The 17,491-nt window shown below is 68.8% G+C and carries 19 protein-coding genes; 8 read left to right on the forward strand and 11 right to left on the reverse strand.

Annotated elements, in window-relative coordinates; genetic code table 11:
- Positions 1-21 precede the first annotated feature (21 nt).
- The 4 genes from OSC27_RS02400 (at position 22) to OSC27_RS02415 (ending at position 2,731) form a co-directional block, all read left to right on the forward strand.
- Positions 22-819, forward strand: a complete 798-nt coding sequence (locus OSC27_RS02400) for an SDR family oxidoreductase (RefSeq protein WP_267179813.1) — start codon at positions 22-24, stop codon at positions 817-819.
- 74 nt (positions 820-893) lie between these two features.
- Positions 894-1,412: a phosphoribosyltransferase gene (locus tag OSC27_RS02405; RefSeq protein ID WP_267179814.1), complete on the forward strand. Its 519-nt coding sequence runs from the start codon at positions 894-896 to the stop codon at positions 1,410-1,412.
- Position 1,413: 1 nt separating this feature from the next.
- Positions 1,414-2,160, forward strand: a complete 747-nt coding sequence (locus OSC27_RS02410) for a uracil-DNA glycosylase (protein WP_267179815.1) — start codon at positions 1,414-1,416, stop codon at positions 2,158-2,160.
- Positions 2,153-2,731: a GNAT family N-acetyltransferase gene (locus OSC27_RS02415; protein ID WP_267179816.1), complete on the forward strand. Its 579-nt coding sequence runs from the start codon at positions 2,153-2,155 to the stop codon at positions 2,729-2,731. The genes OSC27_RS02410 and OSC27_RS02415 overlap by 8 nt, the downstream gene beginning before the upstream one ends.
- Before the next feature lie 67 nt (positions 2,732-2,798).
- On the opposite strand, the gene OSC27_RS02420 is transcribed toward OSC27_RS02415, so the two are convergent.
- The 3 genes from OSC27_RS02420 to OSC27_RS02430 are packed head-to-tail and all read right to left on the reverse strand — an operon-like array spanning position 2,799 to position 4,857.
- Complete coding sequence (locus OSC27_RS02420; protein ID WP_267179817.1) at positions 2,799-3,575, reverse strand: ABC transporter permease; 777 nt, start codon at positions 3,573-3,575, stop codon at positions 2,799-2,801.
- Positions 3,572-4,501 carry an ABC transporter ATP-binding protein gene (locus OSC27_RS02425; protein WP_267179818.1) on the reverse strand — a complete coding sequence of 310 codons (930 nt, stop codon included), beginning with the start codon at positions 4,499-4,501 and terminating at the stop codon, positions 3,572-3,574. The genes OSC27_RS02420 and OSC27_RS02425 overlap by 4 nt, the downstream gene beginning before the upstream one ends.
- Entirely contained in the window at positions 4,498-4,857 is a 360-nt protein-coding gene (locus OSC27_RS02430) for a GntR family transcriptional regulator (protein WP_267179819.1), read from the reverse strand. The genes OSC27_RS02425 and OSC27_RS02430 overlap by 4 nt, the downstream gene beginning before the upstream one ends.
- A 154-nt stretch (positions 4,858-5,011) precedes the next feature.
- On the opposite strand from OSC27_RS02430, the gene OSC27_RS02435 reads away from it, so the two are divergent.
- Complete coding sequence (locus tag OSC27_RS02435) at positions 5,012-6,442, forward strand: amidase (RefSeq protein WP_267179820.1); 1,431 nt, start codon at positions 5,012-5,014, stop codon at positions 6,440-6,442.
- 35 nt (positions 6,443-6,477) lie between these two features.
- The gene (locus OSC27_RS02440) at positions 6,478-6,978 is read left to right on the forward strand and encodes an SIP domain-containing protein (protein WP_267179821.1); all 501 of its coding nucleotides are present in this window, start codon (positions 6,478-6,480) and stop codon (positions 6,976-6,978) included.
- Between the two features lie 80 nt (positions 6,979-7,058).
- Here the strand turns inward: OSC27_RS02440 and OSC27_RS02445 are convergent, their stop codons facing one another.
- From OSC27_RS02445 to OSC27_RS02480, 8 genes are all read right to left on the reverse strand, one after another.
- A complete protein-coding gene (locus OSC27_RS02445) occupies positions 7,059-7,448 on the reverse strand; it encodes a hypothetical protein (protein WP_267179822.1) in 390 nt (129 codons plus the stop codon).
- A gap of 46 nt (positions 7,449-7,494) precedes the next feature.
- Entirely contained in the window at positions 7,495-8,328 is an 834-nt protein-coding gene (locus OSC27_RS02450) for an SDR family NAD(P)-dependent oxidoreductase (protein WP_267179823.1), read from the reverse strand.
- On the reverse strand, positions 8,325-8,714 hold the full coding sequence (locus OSC27_RS02455) for a Fe-S oxidoreductase (protein WP_267180405.1): 390 nt from the start codon (positions 8,712-8,714) through the stop codon (positions 8,325-8,327). The genes OSC27_RS02450 and OSC27_RS02455 overlap by 4 nt, the downstream gene beginning before the upstream one ends.
- A gap of 89 nt (positions 8,715-8,803) precedes the next feature.
- Complete coding sequence (locus OSC27_RS02460) at positions 8,804-10,264, reverse strand: dihydrolipoyl dehydrogenase family protein (protein WP_267179824.1); 1,461 nt, start codon at positions 10,262-10,264, stop codon at positions 8,804-8,806.
- A gap of 94 nt (positions 10,265-10,358) precedes the next feature.
- Positions 10,359-11,144, reverse strand: a complete 786-nt coding sequence (locus OSC27_RS02465; RefSeq protein WP_267179825.1) for a crotonase/enoyl-CoA hydratase family protein — start codon at positions 11,142-11,144, stop codon at positions 10,359-10,361.
- A gap of 31 nt (positions 11,145-11,175) precedes the next feature.
- On the reverse strand, positions 11,176-12,021 hold the full coding sequence (locus OSC27_RS02470; RefSeq protein ID WP_267179826.1) for an arginase family protein: 846 nt from the start codon (positions 12,019-12,021) through the stop codon (positions 11,176-11,178).
- A gap of 47 nt (positions 12,022-12,068) precedes the next feature.
- A complete protein-coding gene (locus OSC27_RS02475; RefSeq protein WP_267179827.1) occupies positions 12,069-13,931 on the reverse strand; it encodes a glycoside hydrolase family 2 protein in 1,863 nt (620 codons plus the stop codon).
- A 48-nt stretch (positions 13,932-13,979) separates the two neighbouring features.
- Positions 13,980-14,993: a LacI family DNA-binding transcriptional regulator gene (locus tag OSC27_RS02480; protein ID WP_267179828.1), complete on the reverse strand. Its 1,014-nt coding sequence runs from the start codon at positions 14,991-14,993 to the stop codon at positions 13,980-13,982.
- A gap of 246 nt (positions 14,994-15,239) precedes the next feature.
- Between OSC27_RS02480 and OSC27_RS02485 the strand changes: the two genes are divergently transcribed.
- Both OSC27_RS02485 and OSC27_RS02490 read left to right on the forward strand, forming a co-directional pair.
- Entirely contained in the window at positions 15,240-16,556 is a 1,317-nt protein-coding gene (locus OSC27_RS02485; RefSeq protein ID WP_267179829.1) for an ABC transporter substrate-binding protein, read from the forward strand.
- Positions 16,549-17,490 (forward strand): carbohydrate ABC transporter permease, encoded by a 942-nt coding sequence (locus OSC27_RS02490; protein WP_416348799.1) that lies wholly within the window; start codon positions 16,549-16,551, stop codon positions 17,488-17,490. Before OSC27_RS02485 ends, OSC27_RS02490 begins: the two co-directional genes overlap by 8 nt.
- The last annotated feature ends 1 nt before the right edge of the window (position 17,491 follow it).

Below are 17,491 nucleotides of genomic sequence, written 5' to 3' on the forward strand. Positions count from 1 at the left end.
GTAACGAATACGCTGGAGCGCATGGGTGAAAGCGACAGAGACGAGCGCAATCCGAGACGGGTCGTCGTGACCGGGGCGAGCTCGGGCATCGGGCGCGCGAGCGCCGTCGAGTTCGCCCGGCGGGGATGGCAGGTTGTCGGCGTCGCGCGGCGCACCGACCGTCTCGAGGCGCTCGCCGACGAGACGGGCGCATCCGTCTTCACGGCAGACCTGACCGACCAGGCCGATGTCGATGCGTTACGCGACCACCTCGAGGCGAGCGGTCCGGTGCACGCCCTGGTGAACAACGCCGGCGGCGCGCACGGGCTCGACAGCGTCGAAGCTGGGTCGATCGACGACTGGCGCTGGATGTACGAGATCAACGTGCTCGGAGTGAAGCGCATGGTGAGCGCGCTTCTGCCGCTGCTTCGCCGCGCGGCTGGCGCATCCGGTCACGCGGACATTCTGACCGTCACCTCAACCGCGGGCCACGCGGCCTACGCGGGCGGCGGCGGCTACAACGCGGCCAAGTTCGCGGCGCACGCCCTCACCGACGTTCTGCGGCTCGAGCTGGCTGGAGAGCCCATTCGCGTGATCGAGGTGGCGCCCGGCATGGTGGCGACCGACGAGTTCTCGCTCGTGCGCTTCGGCGGCGACCGGGCGAAGGCCGACGGCGTCTACGAGGGCGTCGAGAACCCGCTCACGGCCCACGATGTGGCGGTGACGATCGTCGACGCGCTCGAGCGCGAACCGCACGTGAACCAGGATCTGATCGTGCTGCGCCCCCTCGCCCAGACGGGCGCCGGCGTGCACAAGGGGCGCCTCACGCCGCGCCTGTGACAGATGTGACCAGCGTGGCCGAAGAGGCAAAAGAGATTGCCTCGCAACCTCATGCGGCGAGTACCGTAGCCACCATGACTTTCGACGTCGAGGACTCCGGCTTAGACACGCTTGCGGAGGACGATCGGGAGGTTCTGGGCTGGCTTGAGTTCGGTGAGGCATCCCGACACCTGGCCTCCGCCGTGGTCGAGAGCGGCTTCGAGGTCGACGTCGTTCTGGCCATTGCGCGCGGTGGTCTGCTTCTGGCCGGGGCCATGGCGTATTCGCTCGGTGTCAAGTCGTGCGGCGCCCTCAACGTGGAGTTCTACACCGGCGTGAACGAGCGCCTGCCGCAGCCCGTGCTGCTTCCGCCCATGCTCGAGCAGAGCGCGCTCACCGGCAAGCGCGTGCTGCTGGTCGACGACGTCGCGGACTCCGGTCGAACCCTCGCCATGGTCGTCGACCTCGTCAGCGCAGGGGGCGCCGAGGTGCGCACGGTATGCCTGTACGGAAAGCCTCAGAGTGCGATCACGCCCGACTTCGTCTGGCGACGCACCTCGCGCTGGATCACCTTCCCCTGGTCCGCGCTTCCACCGGTCCAGGTGGCCGGGTAGCGTGCCGAAGTCTCTCGACGAGCTCGCGGAAGACGCTCTCATGGATGCCGGCTGGGCGCACGCGCTCGAGCCGGTCGCGGGCCGCATCCGCGAGATGGGCGACTTCCTGCGTGGCGAGAACGCAGCGGGGCGCGGCTATCTGCCGGCTGGGAGGCAGGTGCTGCGCGCCTTCCGTGAGCCGCTCGAGCGGGTGCGCGTGTTGATCGTGGGGCAGGACCCGTACCCGACGCCCGGGCATCCGATCGGTCTGTCGTTCGCCGTCGAGTCTCACGTGCGCCCCATCCCGCGCAGCCTCGCCAACATCTATGCAGAGCTGCAGAGCGACCTTGGCATCACGCCGGCACCGCACGGCGATCTGAGCGCGTGGGCATCGCAGGGAGTGATGCTGCTGAACCGGGTGCTCACGGTGCGGCCCGGCACTCCCGCCTCGCACCGCGGCAAGGGCTGGGAGGCCGTGACCGAGCACGCCATCCGCGTGCTCGTGGCGCGTGGCACGCCGCTCGTCGCCGTTCTCTGGGGCCGGGATGCCGCGGGTCTGAAGCCGCTGCTGTCAGCCACGCCGTTCGTGGAGTCCGCGCATCCGAGCCCCCTGTCGGCCAGCCGTGGCTTCGTCGGCTCGAGGCCGTTCAGCCGCGTGAACGCCCTCCTGGAGGCGCAGGGCGGTGGCAGTGTCGACTGGGCTGTGCCCGCGGCTGTTTCCTCGCCCGAAGACTCCAGCCGTGCACGCGTAGAATCTGTGCGTGCTTGAGGAGGAATACGCGACACCGCGCGTGCTTCCGCGTGCCCTGAGGCCCGCGCAACCGGCCGACCCCGCGTTCGCGTTCTCGATCAGGGAGGCGAGCGAGGCGGACCTGCCCGACGTGCGTGAGATCTACAACCACTACGTGGCGAACAGCACCGTCACCTTCGACGAAGACGGGATGACCCTCGCCGACTGGCGGGCGAAGTTCGCCCATCTCGCAAAGCTCGGTATGCCGTTCATCGTGGCCGTCTCGCCGCGGGGGAGTGTGCTCGGCTACGCCCTCGTCGCGCCATGGAAGCAGAAGCGGGCCTACCGTTTCACGGTGGAGAACTCCATCTACCTCGGGCCGGCCGCGACCGGTAAGGGGCTCGGCACGGTGCTCATGACCGAACTCATCGACCGGTCGAAGCGGGCCGGGCTGAAGGAGATGATCGCCGTGATCGCCGACCAGGGCGCCGAGCCATCCCTTGCGATGCACGAGCGATTCGGGTTCCACGAGATCGGGCGCATGGGCCACGTCGGCTACAAGTTCGAGCGCTGGCTCGGCATCGTGCTGCTGCAGCGTTCGCTCTCGTAGCGGCCCAGCTCGTCGGCACAGCGGCCCAGCTCGTCGACGTAGCGGCCCAGCTCGTCGGCCGAGAGGCTCAGCTCTTCGGTGTAGCGCGGCGCAGAATGAAGAAGCCCGTGACGGCCGCGATGGCGGTTACGACGAGGCTCCACGCGACGACCCCCGTGCCGCCGGTGACCGCGAACCACTCGCCGACGCCTTTCCAGCTGTCGGTGAACGAGATGAGGGCGACCGCCCCCACCAGCAGAACGGCGAGAACGAGCCCCGCAACGATGAGGCCGTTCGCACGCCAGCGCACGTACACGGCGGCACTCGCGGTGCCGACGAAGAAGAAAAAGAGGAACGCCGCGAACACCGTGAACATGCGAGCCGCGAAGCTGTCGTCGCCGAAGTACACGGCGTTGAAGAAGGTGGCGCGCAGGCCCCAGCCGTTCGTCCACGTCTCGAGCTGCCCGCAGATCGCTATGCCAAGAGTGAGGATGGCCGAGAGAATGAGCCAGGTGAGCGATGTGCCGAGGTAATAGTCGCGGCGCGTCGCCCCATAGCCCAGCGCGAACGGGAACGTCAGGTTGATGGCCTGGATCGCGACGACGAGCATGTAGGCGAAAATGAAGATGGTGGAGCCGCTGTACTGCGTGCCATCGAGCGCGTTCTCGGACATGTCGGAGGACCGGAAGGCGATCACCCAGATGGCGTAGTTGAGCACGAAGATGGCGCCCAGGATCAGCACGGGCAGAACGAGAATGTTCCAGCTGTTGGTGAACTGCAGCTTCACGACACGCCAGATGCGGGTAGTCGATGAGGGATGCGCGCCGCGTCGTGCGACGGACTGGGTTTCGGCGATGGTGGTCATGCCGCCTCCTTGAATTCCTTGTCTGAGACCTTGGTCAGGTGAACGATGAGCTGCTGGAGCGACACCGTGGAGAGTTCGAGGCCCGCGCTCGTTGCCGCGCGTCGCTCGTCGGGGGTGAGCCGGCCGATGGTGGCCGACGCGAGGCCGCCGATGGCCTCGCGGTGGATGATGTCGCGCCCAGCCACGAACTCCTCGACGCGGGATGCGGAACCGACGACCGTCGTGGCGGAGCCGCGTAGGTCGTCGGCATCCTCATCGAGAATGATGCGGCCCTCGTCGATCACAAGGACGTGTTCGAGCATGTTCGAGACCTCGTCGATGAGATGCGTCGAGAGCACGATGGTGCGCGGATGCTCGGCGTAGTCTTCGAGAAGCCGGTCGTAGAAGATCTGCCGGGCCACCGCATCCAGACCCAGATACGGCTCGTCGAAGAAGGTGAGCGGCGCGCGGGAGGCGAGGCCCACGATCACGCCGACAGCCGAGAGCTGACCGCGCGAGAGCTTCTTGATGCGCCGGTCGACGGGCAGCCGGAAGTCGTCGATGAGACGCGCGGCGAAGTCGGCATCCCAGTGCTCGAAGAACCAGGGGGCGCTTCGGAAGACGTGCTTCGGCTTGAAGTTGTCGGGGTAGCGCTGGCTCTCTTTGATGAAGCAGACGTGCTCGAGCACGGCGGCGTTCTCGGCGGGGCGCTCGCCGAAGACGTTGACGGTGCCGTGGCTGGCGAAGTCCTGGCCGGTGAGCAGCTGCATGATGGTGGTCTTGCCCGCGCCGTTTCGGCCGAGCAGGCCGTGGATCATGTCGGGCTGCAGCTGGAAGCTGACGTCGTCGAGGGCGGTGAAGCCCCCGAAGCGCTTGGTGAGGGAGCGCACGTCGACGACGAGGTCGCCTGTGCCAGAGGGCGGTGGTGCTGACGGTGTGGTGTTCATTGCTTCATGTCCTTTCGAATCATGTCGATCAACTGGTCGGCCCCGATGCCGAGCTTGGCTGCTTCGGTGACGAGGGGCTGTACGTATTCGTGGCGAAAGCCTTCGCTGCGTTTGGCGATGAGGTGCTCCCGGGCTCCGGCGGCGACGAACATTCCGATGCCGCGCTTCTTGTAGAGGATTCCCTCGTCGACGAGCCGGTTCACGCCCTTGCCTGCCGTTGCGGGGTTGATGCGGTGGAACGCGGCGAACTCGTTCGTCGAGGGCACCTGGCTCTCTGCCGGGTAGGTGCCCTGGATGATGTCGTTCTCGATCTGCTCGGCGATCTGCAGGAAGATCGGTCGACCGTCGTCGATCACGGCGCTCCCCGCAGCGCTGCGGATGCCGTCGGTTGCGGCCGCTCCCGGAGCGATCGTCTCCCTGCCATCCGATTACCTCCTTGGTTCATTACTCATGTAACTAACCACATAACCAACCGCGCTGTCAAGCCTCCCGTGTGGCTAGGCTCGATTCATGGCGACTGACGAGCTGCACGACCTCACCGCATACGCGCAATGGCGCGCCCTGCAGGCCGGCGAACTGACGCCTGCGGAGCTGACCGAGCACTATCTCGGCCGCATCGAACGCCTGAACCCCGAGCTCGGCGCCTTCGTCACCGTGACAGCGGACGCCGCGCGAAAACGCGCCGCGCATGTCACCCGGAACGTGCCGCATGTCGCGCCGATCTGGGGCCTGCCGTTCGGCGACAAGGACCTCTGGATGCGCGCCGGCGTGCCGACCGGTTTCGGCTCGCGCCTCTTCGCGGGATTCGTGCCCGAGACCTCGGACGAGCTGGTCGAGACACTCGATGCCGCGGGTGGCATCAGCCTCGGCAAGACCAATACGCCCGAATTCGGCCTGCCCGCGTACACCGAGTCGCTCGCCGCGCCTCCCGCACGTAACCCCTTGGACCCGTCGCTCGGGGCCGGAGGCTCGAGCGGCGGGGCCGCCGTCGCCGTGGCGAGCGGCATGCTGCCCTTCGCGCCGGGCAGCGACGGCGGCGGATCCGTTCGTATTCCCGCGGCAGCATGTGGCCTCGTTGGTCTGAAGACGTCGCGCGGTCGCGTGCCGGGCGGCAGCGGCATCGGCGCACTCGCCGGACTGCCGGTCGCCGGGCCCATCGCCAGAACCGTGACGGATGCCGCGCTGCTCCTCGACGCCATGATCACCGGGGCGGGCAACGGCCCCGAGCACCACTTCGCGTTGAGGGCACCGGGGGCGGACGGGCCGATGCTCGCGTCGGCGGTGCGGGGCGAGGGCCGCTACCAGCTCGGCGTCATGACGACCTCCGCGTGGGATGACGCGTACGAGATCGTCATCGCGCCCGAGGCCCGCGCCGCGCTCGAGGCCGCTGTCGCGGCGTTCGAGGCCATGGGGCACGGCATCGAGAAGACCGCCCTCGCGCCCGACGACTCGTACGCTGGGGCGTTCCGCACCATCTGGCAGGCGGGGGCCGCCGGCATCCCGGCAGAGGGGGATGCTGAGGCGGCGCTCGAGCCGCTGACCCGCTGGCTCATGGGCCGGGGGCGCGCCATCTCGGCACGCCAGCTCGCCGAGGCCCTCTCGGCGCTGAGCGCGTACGAGCGCTCGTTCATCGAGCAGCTTTCGCGCTTCGACGCCGTCATGACGCCGACGCTCGCGATGACGCCGCGGCCGCTCGGTTACTTCGACCAGGAAGACGGGGAGCGCAACTTCGAGCAGCAGGTGCAGTACACGCCGTTCACCTCGATGGTGAACGTCTCGGGCCTGCCCGCCATCACGCTGCCCATCGCGCAGACGGATTCCGGGCTGCCGATGGGCGTGCAGCTCATCGGCCGGCCGGGTGGCGAGGCGACCCTGCTGGCGCTCGGCGCCCAGCTGGAGAGGCGAGTGGGCTGGCAGCTGAGGCATCCGCCATGCTGGTGACGGTGTAGGTAAGGCTTACCTATACTGGTCGTGAGATGCATCAGAGTGAACACGACACAGCGGCAGGCGGCCCGAGGGCCGAGCACGCCGCGCACACCGCGCGCACGGCGCACCACGACGACCGCGCACAGTTCGTGGTCGTGGCAGACGAGACGGCGCTGGCTCAGCTCGAGGCCGAGCTCGCGCTGTTGCCGCTCTGCGCGCGGGGTCGGGTGTTCGTCGAGACGGCGTCTGCGGCCGACCGCGTGGTGCTCTCGGCTCCCGTGCGCATGACGGTGACGTTTCTGCCGCGCTCGCGGGCCCCTCGTGACCGCCGTGAACGCCGTGAACGCCGCCCCGAGGGCGAGGCTCGGCCGGGAGACCTCGCCGCACGTGCGGTTCACGCGTGGGCTGCCGAGATGCTGTGCGAGGGGCCGGGTGCGACCCGTGCCGTCCTGGTGGGGCGCGAGCAGACGCTCGAGCGCGTTCGGGCAGCGCTCACGGGGTTCGGGATGCCGACCTCGTCGATCGTGGCGAGCCCCGTCGCGGGCGGCTAGCCGAGCCACTCCTGCCGCAGGCGTGCCTTCGCCCGCTGCGGAGCCGAGCCAGCGGCGGCAATGCGTGCCGTCGCCGCACCTCAGCCGCCGAACGAATCCGCCGAAAGCCGGCCGACCTCGTCCGCTCGGAGCGGCCGCAGCGTCGCCGGTGCAGGCAGCTCGAGCGAATAGTAGAGCTGAGGGGCGCCGATGTCGCCGAAATCGTCCCTCTTCACCCTGACGCCGGCAGGGCTCACCTCGGCGATACGCACGCGGAGGTCGCCTCCGTTCTCAAGGGTGAGCATGTAGGGGTCGGCAAGGTAACCGATGCCAAGCTCCTCGAGCGTCTCCTCGGCCGTCAGCCAGTCGACGGGCCCGCTGCGCTCCCGGCCGAGCAGGTCGACCACGACGAATCCCTCGCCCCTCGGCACCATCCAGCCCACGCGCTCGCCGTCGCCGCGCCGATGCTCGATCCAGTCGTCTGCCACCATGGCAGGCCACGTTAGCAGGCCGGTGCGAAAGCGCCCGGGCGCTCGCTCAGCAGCCCGTGAGCCGCGCGGAAAGGTCCCAGAGTTCGCGGCCGAGCGCATCCGTCGCTCGAGCGCTCACGTGACCGCCGGCAGTGAAGCGGTCGAAGTACGTGCCGCTCGGCGCGCCGATCGGTGCCTCACCCGCCAGTCGTACGAGCGGCTCCGCGCCTGCTTCGGCGCTGATGCCGTAGTGGCCGCCCGTGATCGCCGAGGCGAGCCGCATGGTGCGCAGCTGCATCCCGAAACTGGTCACGACCAGCCCGGGGTGAACCGAATACGCGCTGACGCCGGTGCCCGCCGTGCGCTCGGCGAGTTGCCTGATGAACAGGATCGTCGCCAGCTTCGACGCCCCGTACGCGCCCCAGCCGCCCAGCCACGGCCGATGCTCCCAATTGAGATCGTCGAGCCGGAGTCTGCCGTAGCGGTTCGCCGTGCTCGCCGTCGAGACCACGCGCGTCGGCCCGTATGCGGCCGACTGGCGGATGCGCGGCAGCAGCAGGTTGGTCAGCAGAAACGGCGCCAGATGGTTGGCCTGGATGGTGCGTTCGAAGCCGTCGACCGTGAGCTCGTGCCGCGCAGAGATGCCGCCGGCGTTGTTCAGGAGCACGTCGATGCGCTCGTACCGACGGAGCAGTTCTGCCGCGAGCGAGCGCACGTCATCGAGCCGGTCGAAGTCGGCGATGAGGGGGTCGCCGCCCACGGAGCGGGCCACATCCGTCGTTCGCTCCTGGTTGCGGCCGACGACCACCACCCGCGCGCCGTCGTCGGCCAGACGCCGTGCCGTGACCGCGCCGATTCCAGAGCTTGCGCCCGTGATGACGACCGTGCGCTGCAGGCTCACACGTATCCGCCCTTCTCCAGCCCCGCCTCGATCTCGAAGCGATTCTTCAGCGGGTCGCGCCCGGAGAACCCGTAGAGCAGGGGAAAGAGCATGCCGTAGCGCTGCCACTGCCGTTTGTGCACGGCCTCGTGCTCGAGCACGGCATCGCCGGCGTTGTTGGCCGTGAGATAGCAGCCACCCACGCAGGAGCCGCCGCGGCCGAAGGCCCAGCGTGGCATGCCCGTGAAGACGACGAGTCCGCCGCGCCGCTCGACGCGGCCCGTGCTGAGCGTGTAGCCCCACGCGAGGCCGACCGCGGTGGCATACAGGTAGCCGGCGCGGCTCACGGGCGAGTCGAGAACCAGCGCCGAGAGGGAGCGCCCTGCCTCGCCCACCGCGCGAGCGATGCCGCCCAGTGTGCGGCTGGCGCCACCGAGCGCCCGCCCGGCGCCACCGAGCGCCCGCCCGGCGCCGTCGACCGTGGCTCCGACTCGCCTCACGCGGCCGGCCTGCCGTACGACTCGAGCAGGCGCAGCCACACCTCACTGAGCGTGGGATACGACGGAACGGCATGCCACAGCCGTGAGATTGGCACCTCGCCGACGACGGCGACGGTGGCCGAATGGAGCAACTCACCGACATCCGCTCCCACGAATGTCACGCCGAGCAGAACCTGGCGGTCTTCGTCGACGACCATGCGCGCGCGCCCCTGATAGTCGTCGGCAAGCACGGAGGCACCCGCCACATTGCCGATGTCGTAGTCGATCACGCGCGTGCGGTAGCCCGCTTTCTCGGCCTCCGCGGCGCTCAGGCCGACCGACGCCACCTCGGGGTCGGTGAAGGTGACCTGCGGCACGGCCTGGTGATCGGCGGTGGCCTGGCACGCCGACCAGGGCTCAGTAGAGATGCGGATGCCGCGGGCTCGCGCCGCAATCGCGTCACCCGCGATGCGAGCCTGGTACTTTCCCTGGTGCGTGAGCAGGGCGCGCTGGTTCACGTCGCCGGCGGCGTAGAGCCACTCACCGGCGAGTGCATCGTTGCCCTGGGATTGCACGAGCATGCTGTCGTCGACCGACAGCCCCTTACCGGGTGTGAGGCCGATGTTCTCGAGCCCGAGATCCTGCGTGCGCGGTGTGCGGCCGGTGGCGACGAGGATCTCGTCGGTGACGAGCTCGGTGCCGTCATCGAGGGTGATGGCCACGCTGCGCCCGGGGGTGCGCGCAACGGATGTGGGGGAGGCGCCGAGGTGCAGATGCGCCCCGAGCTTCGTGAGGGATGCCGCGACCAGCTCGCCCGCAAACGGCTCGTTGCGCGTGAGCAGGCCGCTTCGGGCGATCACGTGCACCACGCTGCCGAGGCTGGTGTACGCGGTCGCCATCTCGCTCGCCACCACGCCGCCGCCGATGATGGCGAGGGTGGTCGGCACGCCCTGCGCGCTCGTGGCCTCTTTGCTCGTCCACGGCTCGGCCTCGGCCAGGCCCGGCACGTCGGGCAGCGAGGCGACCGAGCCCGTGCAGACGGCGACGGCGTGGGCGGCCGTCAGCACGCGCGTGCTGCCGTCTTCGGCGGTGACCGTCACCTCGCGGGGGGCGGTGATGGTGGCGTGCCCGCGTACCAGGTCGATACCGGCCGTGCTCACCCAGGCCGCCTGGCCGTCGTCGTTCCAGTTGCTCGCGATGCGATTGCGCCGTTCCAGCACCGCGTGCACGTCGGTCTCGCCGGTGACGGCCTGGGCGGCGCCGTCCACCGCCTGGGCTGCCCGCACGGCGGTGCCACTGCGCAGCAGGGCCTTCGAGGGCATGCACGCCCAGTATGAGCACTCGCCGCCCACGAGCTCGGCCTCGATGATGGCGGTGCGCATCCCACCCTGAACGGCGCGGTCGGCCACGTTCTCGCCCACGGCGCCCGCGCCGATCACGATCACGTCGTACTCGTCTGTGGTCTGCGTTGCCGCCATGTCGCGCTCCCTCTACCGGTCAGGTTCGCTTCGCGTCGTCGCGAGCGCCTCTTCCGTCATCGTATGCGCGGCCGCCGTCATCGGCAGCAGAGCCTCAGCGGCCGACGAAGCGAGGGTCGGCGCGCGCGAGGAACGCCTCGACGCCGATTCGCGCGTCCTCCGTCTGCATGAGGCGTACGAGTTCGGGCCCGAGCGCCCGCTCGGCGGCCGCATCCCCTTCGCGAATAGCGAGGCGAGCGTTGGCGAGCGTGGCCTGCACGGCCAGCGGCGCCTGCGCGGCGATCCGCTCGGCGAGCTCGAGCGCGCGCTCCAGCTGGGCTCCGTGCGGCACCACCTCCTGCACGAGCCCCATGCGGTGCGCCTCGGTCGCGTCGAACCGGTCGGCCGTGAGCAGATAGCGCATGGCGTTGCCCCAGCCGGCGGCACGCGCGAAGCGGATGCTCGCTCCGCCGAACGGCAGAATTCCCCTCGCGACCTCGATCTGCCCGAACACGGCCGAGTCGGCCGCGACCACGATGTCGCTGGCGAGCATGAGCTCGACGCCGAGCGTCAGGCACGTGCCCTGCACCGCCATCACCACCGGCTTCGAAAGCTGCACGCCATCGACCTGCCACGGGTTGATGCCGCCCTCGGGCACGAGGTCCAGCCCGTCGGGACCCACATACGGCACGATGTCGGCCAGGTCGAGGCCCGCCGTGAAGTGGTCGCCGACGGCGTGCACCACTCCCACGCGCACCTCGGGGTCGCGCTCGAGCTCGCCGTAGGCGGCGGCGAGGGCGTTCAGCAGTTCGAAGTCGGCGGCGTTGCGCTTCTCCGGGCGGTTGAATCCGATGAGCAGCACGTGCCCGCGGCGCTCGGTGAGAATCTTCGGTTCGCTCATGAGTACCGAGGCTACCGGCGGCGGCCCGCAGCTACGAAAGCGGCGATGTCAGGGAGCCGAGCACGCGCAGGATCACCGGCATGTCGGCGGCGGCCGCATCCGCGCTCGCGGGCGCGAAGCCCGTGATGCCCGCCCCCGCGAGCTCGAAGCGGGAGCGCAGCGCCCGCACCGCGTCACACAGCGTCTCGGGCTGCAGCCCGAACGGCTCGGGGGCACCGACTCCCGTCATGGTGGCGGGGTCGAGTACGTCGAGATCCACGTGAATATAGACGGATGCCGCTCCGCTTCTCTCCACGGCGGCGACGAGCGCGTCGGGCTCGCTCAGCTCGTCGACGGTGACGACCAGAACGCCGGCCTCGTCGATGAAGGCGAGCTCGGCATCGTCGAACGAGCGGGCGCCGGCGACCACGAGGTGATCGGGGGCGAGTCGCGCCGAGCCGGTCGCATTCAGGCCCTCGGGCGCGTCGCCGAGCAGGGCACGGGCCGACATGCCGCCGAACGCGCCGCTCGGGCTCGACGCGGCGCTGTTGAGGTCGGCGTGCGCGTCGAACCAGACCACGGCGACGCTGCCGGTGGGGTGCGCGGCGACCGCGCGGGATGCGCTGGCGAGGTCGGCACCGCAGTCTCCGCCGATCGTGATGACCAGGCCATCGAGGTCGTCGAGGGCCGCCGCGGCGCGCTCGCGCGTGGCGACAAGCGCCGAGTAGCGGTGCACCCCGGTATCGAGCGACTCACCCGCACCGAGCGGAACCTCCACACTCCGGGTGGCCGCCCTCGGCAGGTCACCCGCGATCGCCTCGGCTCCGTCGATCAGCCGCATCGCGCGGGACGACGACGACCCCTGCCACTCGGGTACGACGAGAAATGTTGCTGGCACGCACTCCAGTATGACGGCGACGGGACCGGCCACCGGCATCCGCTCGTCTACCGCCCGTGCGGCAGCCCAGTCACGATGGCACGGATGCGCTCCACCGGCAGCTTCGGCCGGCGCTCCTCGTCGACCAGGCCGTTGGCCTCCTGCAGCGTGTCGGTCAGCTGCGTGTAGCAGATGCCGGCGAGCGACGTGCTCGCGCGGACGGCGTCGAACAGCGAGCGGAGCCGCCGCTCGAAGTCGTCTGCGCTCGACGCACGCGAGTAGCCCCACGCCGCAGCGTCGGCCTGCCCGGGGGAGTACTGCACTCCGCCGAACTCCGTGAGCATCACGGGCTGGCCGCGGTCCGCGACCTCGGCGAGGCGCATGCGCCGGCCGGCCGGCCCGAAGCCCTCGAGCAGACGGGACGTTGCGGCAGCATCCGCATACCGTTCTCGCAGCACATCGCCGGACGCCTCGTAGTCGTGGATCGAGAAGATGTCGGTGTCGAGATGCTCCCAGCCGTCGTTTGAGACGACGGGTCGCGACGGGTCGAGCGCCTTGGTGAGTTCGAAGATCGCCCGCGAATACGCCTGAACGCGCGGCTCGTGCGCAATGTGCTGCACGCCCCAGCTCTCGTTCAGCGGCACCCACGTGACGATCGACGGATGCGACAGGTCGCGCTCGATCGCCTCCGACCACTCGCGCATCATGCGCGTCACCGCCGTGGTCGAGAACTCGAAGGCGCTCGGCGTTTCACCCCACAGCAGCAGCCCGAGGCGGTCGGCCCAGAAGAGGAACCTCGGGTCCTCGATCTTCTGGTGCACGCGGGCCGCATTGAAGCCGAGATCCTTGATGAGCTGCGCCTCGGCGCGGAGCGCGTCGGCCGACGGCGCCGCGAGGTGGGAGGCGGGCCAGTAGCCCTGGCTCAAAACGGCGCGAACCGGATACGGGCGGTCGTTCAGCAGAAACCGCCCGCCGCCGATCGAGGCCGATCGCATGCCGAAGTACGAGGCGACCGTGTCTGCCTCGCCGTCTGACGGCGCCGGCTGCAGCGTGACGGTCGCGTCGAAGAGCCGTGGATGCTCGGGGCTCCACAGGTACTGCTCGTAACCCTGGCCGTTGGCGAGCCTCGGCAGCCGCACGCGCGTCTCGACGCGGTCGGAATGCACGGGCACGTCGATGCGGCCGTGCGACTCCTCACCGAAGTCAACGTCGACGCTCAGCACGGCGCCCGGCGCCGGCGTGCGGCTGAGCTGCACCGACAGCGCGACCTCGGCGGCGCTCACGTCGGGGGCCCACGCGAGCGAGCGCACGCTCGTGGTGGGCACCGCCTCCAGCCACGCCGGCTGCCAGATTCCGCTCGTGCGGTGGTACCAGACGGCGTGCGGGTGCCGCTGCCAGTCCTGCTTACCGCGCGGCTGGGAGACGTCGAACGGGTCGTCCTCGGCGCGGACGACGAGCGCGTGCGCCTCGCGTGCGGGATCGAGCGCAGTCGTGATGTCGAACGTGAACGGCGTGTGCCCGCCCTCGTGCCCGCCCAGCAGCCGCCCGTCGAGCCAGACCTCGCAGCGGTAGTCGACCGCGCCGAAGTGCAGCAGCAGCCGACCGCCGCCTCCAGACGAGAGCGGATGCCCGGCCGCCGACACGTCGGCGCCCGTGATTATGCGCTGATACCAGATGACGCGGTGGAAGCCGGTGTCGCCGATACCCGATGCGACGGACTCCGGGGGGAATGGCACCGTGATGCTGCGCTCGAAGGCCCGGCCGTCGAACCAGCCGGCGTCTCTGCCCTCGTCGGCATCGTCGAACGCGAAGCCCCACGTTCCGCAGAGGTCGCGCCAGCGCGACCGCTTCAGTTGCGGGCGCGGGTACGAGCCGTCCTGGCGGCTGGCGCGGTCAAGGGCTGCGACAGTGCCGCCATGGTTGATGCTCATGGCACCAGTGTGCCGCAAACTTGCAGCGCTGTAAAATGGTGGATCGGATCAGGTTGCCGCGGGGGCGCTTTCTCGCGGGATGAGCCGGTAGTCCACAATGGTGTGCCGCCCGAGCCCCTCGAACCCCGCGATGCGCTCGGAGAGCATATCGAGTGCCTTCTCGGCGAGGCCCGCGGTGTCGGCCGCGATGGTCGTCAGGCTCGGGTAGGTGTACGACGTGAGCGAGATGTTGTCCCATCCCGTGACGGCGACGTCGCGTGGCACGTCGAAGCCGCGCTCCTTGAGGGCGCGAAGGGTTCCGATGGCGGCGAGGTCGTCACGGCACACGAGGGCGTCGAAGCGCAGACCGCGCTCGAGCGCGGCCCCCACGGCCTGCGCGGCCGCTTCGGCCGATACGGCATAGCTGGGCAACAGAAGAGACATGTCGAGCCGCAGCCCCGCCTTCTCCAGGCCCTCCTGATAGCCGATGAGGCGCTGTCTGGAGGTCTCCGACTGCCGGGGCTCCTCGTGACCGACGAACCCGATGCGGCTGCGGCCGAGCGCGGCGAGGTGCTGCGTCGCCTCGGAGGCGGCCGCGATGTTATCGATCATCACGTGGTCAACGCTCAGGGGGGCAGAGGCCTCGCCGAGCAACACGAGCGGCACGTCGCTTCGGTGCTTCGCGATCTCCGTGGACGACATGACCGAGGGCTGGAAGAGCACGCCGTCGACGAGGCCGGCCTCGCTTTCCGAGAGCACGGCCCGCTCGCCGTCGAGCGTGCCGTCGGTCTGTTCGAGCAGCAGGCGGTAGCCGCGCGAGCGCGCGGCGGCCGAGACGACACGGGCGAGTTCAGAGAAGTACGGGATGCTCACGTCGGCGAATGCGAGCGCGAGCAGGCCGGTTTTGCCCGTGGCCAGGCGTCGGCCCAGCGCGTTCGGTCGGTAGCCGAGCTCATCGATCACCCGTTGCACGCGCTCGCGCATGCCGGGGCTCACGTGCGGGTAATCGTGCACGACATTGGAGACGGTCTTCATGGAGACGCCCGCGATCTTCGCGACGTCTTCCAGGCGGATGCGCGCCATGATCTCCCTCTTCGTGCACGGGTGGCCGCCGTCGTGATGGCGCCACTGACGACTCTAGTGTCGCGCCTCGCCGCGATGCGATGCCATGCTTGACAGCAAGAATACAGCGCTGTAAATTCACAAACACACCGAGTTCGGCACGCCGCGGATGCTGCATGACCGCCCTGCCGAACCCGCGCATCCCTCGCATCGCAGCTAGGTGTCGCATTCATCGCCTACGCGATCACACTCAAAGGAGAGCAAGACATGAAGAAGGGAATGGCACGCCGCGCGATCGCGGCGACGCTGGCCATCGGGGTTGGAATCACCCTGGCTGCCTGCAGCGGTTCAGGCGGAGGCGACACGGGCGGCAGCGTCAAGGCGGGCGACTACAGCGGCCCGAAGGTCACCGTGACATTCTGGAACGGATGGACGGGCGGAGCCGCTCCGGTTCTCGTGCCGAAGCTCGTCAAGAAGTTCAACGCGGAGCACAAGAACATCGTCGTCAAGGACGTGCCGATGGAATGGGGAGACATCGCCAAGAAGATGCCTCTCGCGGTCAAGGCGGGCAAGGGGCCGGATCTCGCCGTCGGGCATGGCGACGACATCGCCACATACGCCGCGCAGGGGCTTCTGCTGAAGAGTGACAGCATCGTGAAATCCCTCGGCTACACCGATTCCGACTTCCCGGCCGGCCTCATGAAAGACGGCAACTACAACGGCAGTCAGTACGGGATTCCGTGGAGCGTTACCCCCCTCGGCCTCTACGTCAACAAGGACGTGCTCAAGCAGGCGGGCCTCGACCCCTCGAACCTGCCGACGGACAAGCAGAGCTACCTCGCCGCGCTTCAGGCGCTGAAGGCCAAGGGCATTCAGGGCGAGTGGGTCGACGGCTTCGTCTTCACGGGCACATTCGAGTTCGAGTCGCTGCTCTGGCAATACGGTGGCGAGCTCTTTAACGACGATGTATCGAAGGCGACCTTCAATTCGGATGCCGGGGTGAAAGCCCTTACCTGGATGACCGACTTGATCAAGAACGGCTACAGCCCGAGCAACGTCGCGCAGGATGGCAACATCAACGCGCTGGTCGCCAGCAAGACCGCGTTCAACTGGAACGGCGTCTGGCAGACGACCAACACCGCCCTGTCGAAGGTCGACTGGACCGCCGTACCGGTGCCGCAGATCGGCGACCAGAAGGCTGTGTGGTCGAGCTCAACGCACTGGATGTTCATGAACAACAAGGGGCAGGACAAGAACAAGACGAGCGCCGCCGCGACCTTCGTGAAGTGGATGAACGACCACTCGAGCGGATGGGCCGAGACCGGCGAGCTACCCGCGGCAAACAGCGTGCGCAACGACCCGGCCCTGGTGCAGAAGTACCCGAACCTCAAGCCATTCCTCGAGGAGCTGCCGTACGCGCACTATGAGACCGTCGCCCCCGGCATCACCAACGTCGAGGCGACCATCACGACGGCCGTGAACGAGGCCGTGCTCGGTAAGAAGACGCCGAAGCAGGCGCTGGACGATGCCGTGAAGCAGGCGAACCAGCTGCTTGAGCAGAACAAGAGTCAATACGGTGGTTAGCATCACGCCGACCGCCCTCGGTGCCCGGGACCGCGTGTCCCGGGCGCCGAGGGGCGCCCGGCGCACCGGAACCGCGTATCTGTTCCTCGCGCCCTTCCTGGTGCTGTTCTGCGTCTTCGTGCTCGCGCCGTGCGTGTACGGGCTCTGGATCAGCCTGCACAACTGGAACCCCCTTCTGCCGAACCAGCCGTTCATCGGCCTGAAGAACTACATCGACCTGTTCACACCGGGAACGCTCACCTCGGGCAACTTCTGGGAGAGCATGCTCGCCACGGGCATCTTCACGGTGGCGAGTGTGCCGTTCCTCATCGTGATCCCCATCGGCCTTGCGCAGCTGCTGAACCGACGCATCGCCGGCGGCACGGTCTTCCGCGCCGTCTTCTTCGCACCATACGTGCTGGGTGTCGCCGTCATCGGTGTCATCTGGAAGTACCTGCTCGACCCGCAGGTCGGCGTAGTCAACCACGTTCTCGGCATGCTTGGTCTGCCCGCGAACACGCCGTGGACCGTCGATGTGCCCTGGGCATGGGTGTCGCTCGTCGGTGTCACTGTCTGGTGGACGATGGGCTTCAACACCGTGATCCTGCTCGCCGGCCTCAAAGGCATCAACGCCGAGCTCTATGACGCGGCGTCTGTCGACGGCGCGGGTGCCGCTCGCAAGTTCTTCAGCGTCACCCTGCCCGGGCTGAGGCCGGTCATGACGTTCGTCACGACGCTGACGATCCTTGCCTCGGCGAACATGTTCGGCCAGTCGTACATCATCACCGGCGGCCACCCCGGTAATCAGACCAGGACCGCCATCATGTACATCTCAGACGAGGGCCTGTCGCAGAACCAGATGGGCGCGGCATCCGCCATGAGCTACATTCTGTTCGCGATCCTCGCCGTGATCAGCATCATCAACTTCCGCCTTCAGCGCGACACGACGAAATGAG

Origin of the sequence: Microbacterium sp. STN6 (assembly GCF_026410545.1) — a bacterium.
Classification (GTDB): domain Bacteria; phylum Actinomycetota; class Actinomycetes; order Actinomycetales; family Microbacteriaceae; genus Root112D2.

Bases quoted from the DNA above. Each gene is read 5' to 3' on its own strand.
- OSC27_RS02445 (WP_267179822.1), bottom strand. From the start codon at position 7,448: ATGGTGGCAGACGACTGGATCGAGCATCGGCGCGGCGACGGCGAGCGC.
- OSC27_RS02435 (WP_267179820.1), top strand. From the start codon at position 5,012: ATGGCGACTGACGAGCTGCACGACCTCACCGCATACGCGCAATGGCGC.
- OSC27_RS02400 (WP_267179813.1), top strand. From the start codon at position 22: ATGGGTGAAAGCGACAGAGACGAGCGCAATCCGAGACGGGTCGTCGTG.
- OSC27_RS02440 (WP_267179821.1), top strand. From the start codon at position 6,478: ATGCATCAGAGTGAACACGACACAGCGGCAGGCGGCCCGAGGGCCGAG.
- OSC27_RS02485 (WP_267179829.1), top strand. From the start codon at position 15,240: ATGAAGAAGGGAATGGCACGCCGCGCGATCGCGGCGACGCTGGCCATC.
- OSC27_RS02405 (WP_267179814.1), top strand. From the start codon at position 894: ATGACTTTCGACGTCGAGGACTCCGGCTTAGACACGCTTGCGGAGGAC.
- OSC27_RS02475 (WP_267179827.1), bottom strand. From the start codon at position 13,931: ATGAGCATCAACCATGGCGGCACTGTCGCAGCCCTTGACCGCGCCAGC.
- OSC27_RS02480 (WP_267179828.1), bottom strand. From the start codon at position 14,993: ATGGCGCGCATCCGCCTGGAAGACGTCGCGAAGATCGCGGGCGTCTCC.
- OSC27_RS02420 (WP_267179817.1), bottom strand. From the start codon at position 3,575: ATGACCACCATCGCCGAAACCCAGTCCGTCGCACGACGCGGCGCGCAT.
- OSC27_RS02425 (WP_267179818.1), bottom strand. From the start codon at position 4,501: ATGAACACCACACCGTCAGCACCACCGCCCTCTGGCACAGGCGACCTC.
- OSC27_RS02460 (WP_267179824.1), bottom strand. From the start codon at position 10,264: ATGGCGGCAACGCAGACCACAGACGAGTACGACGTGATCGTGATCGGC.
- OSC27_RS02465 (WP_267179825.1), bottom strand. From the start codon at position 11,144: ATGAGCGAACCGAAGATTCTCACCGAGCGCCGCGGGCACGTGCTGCTC.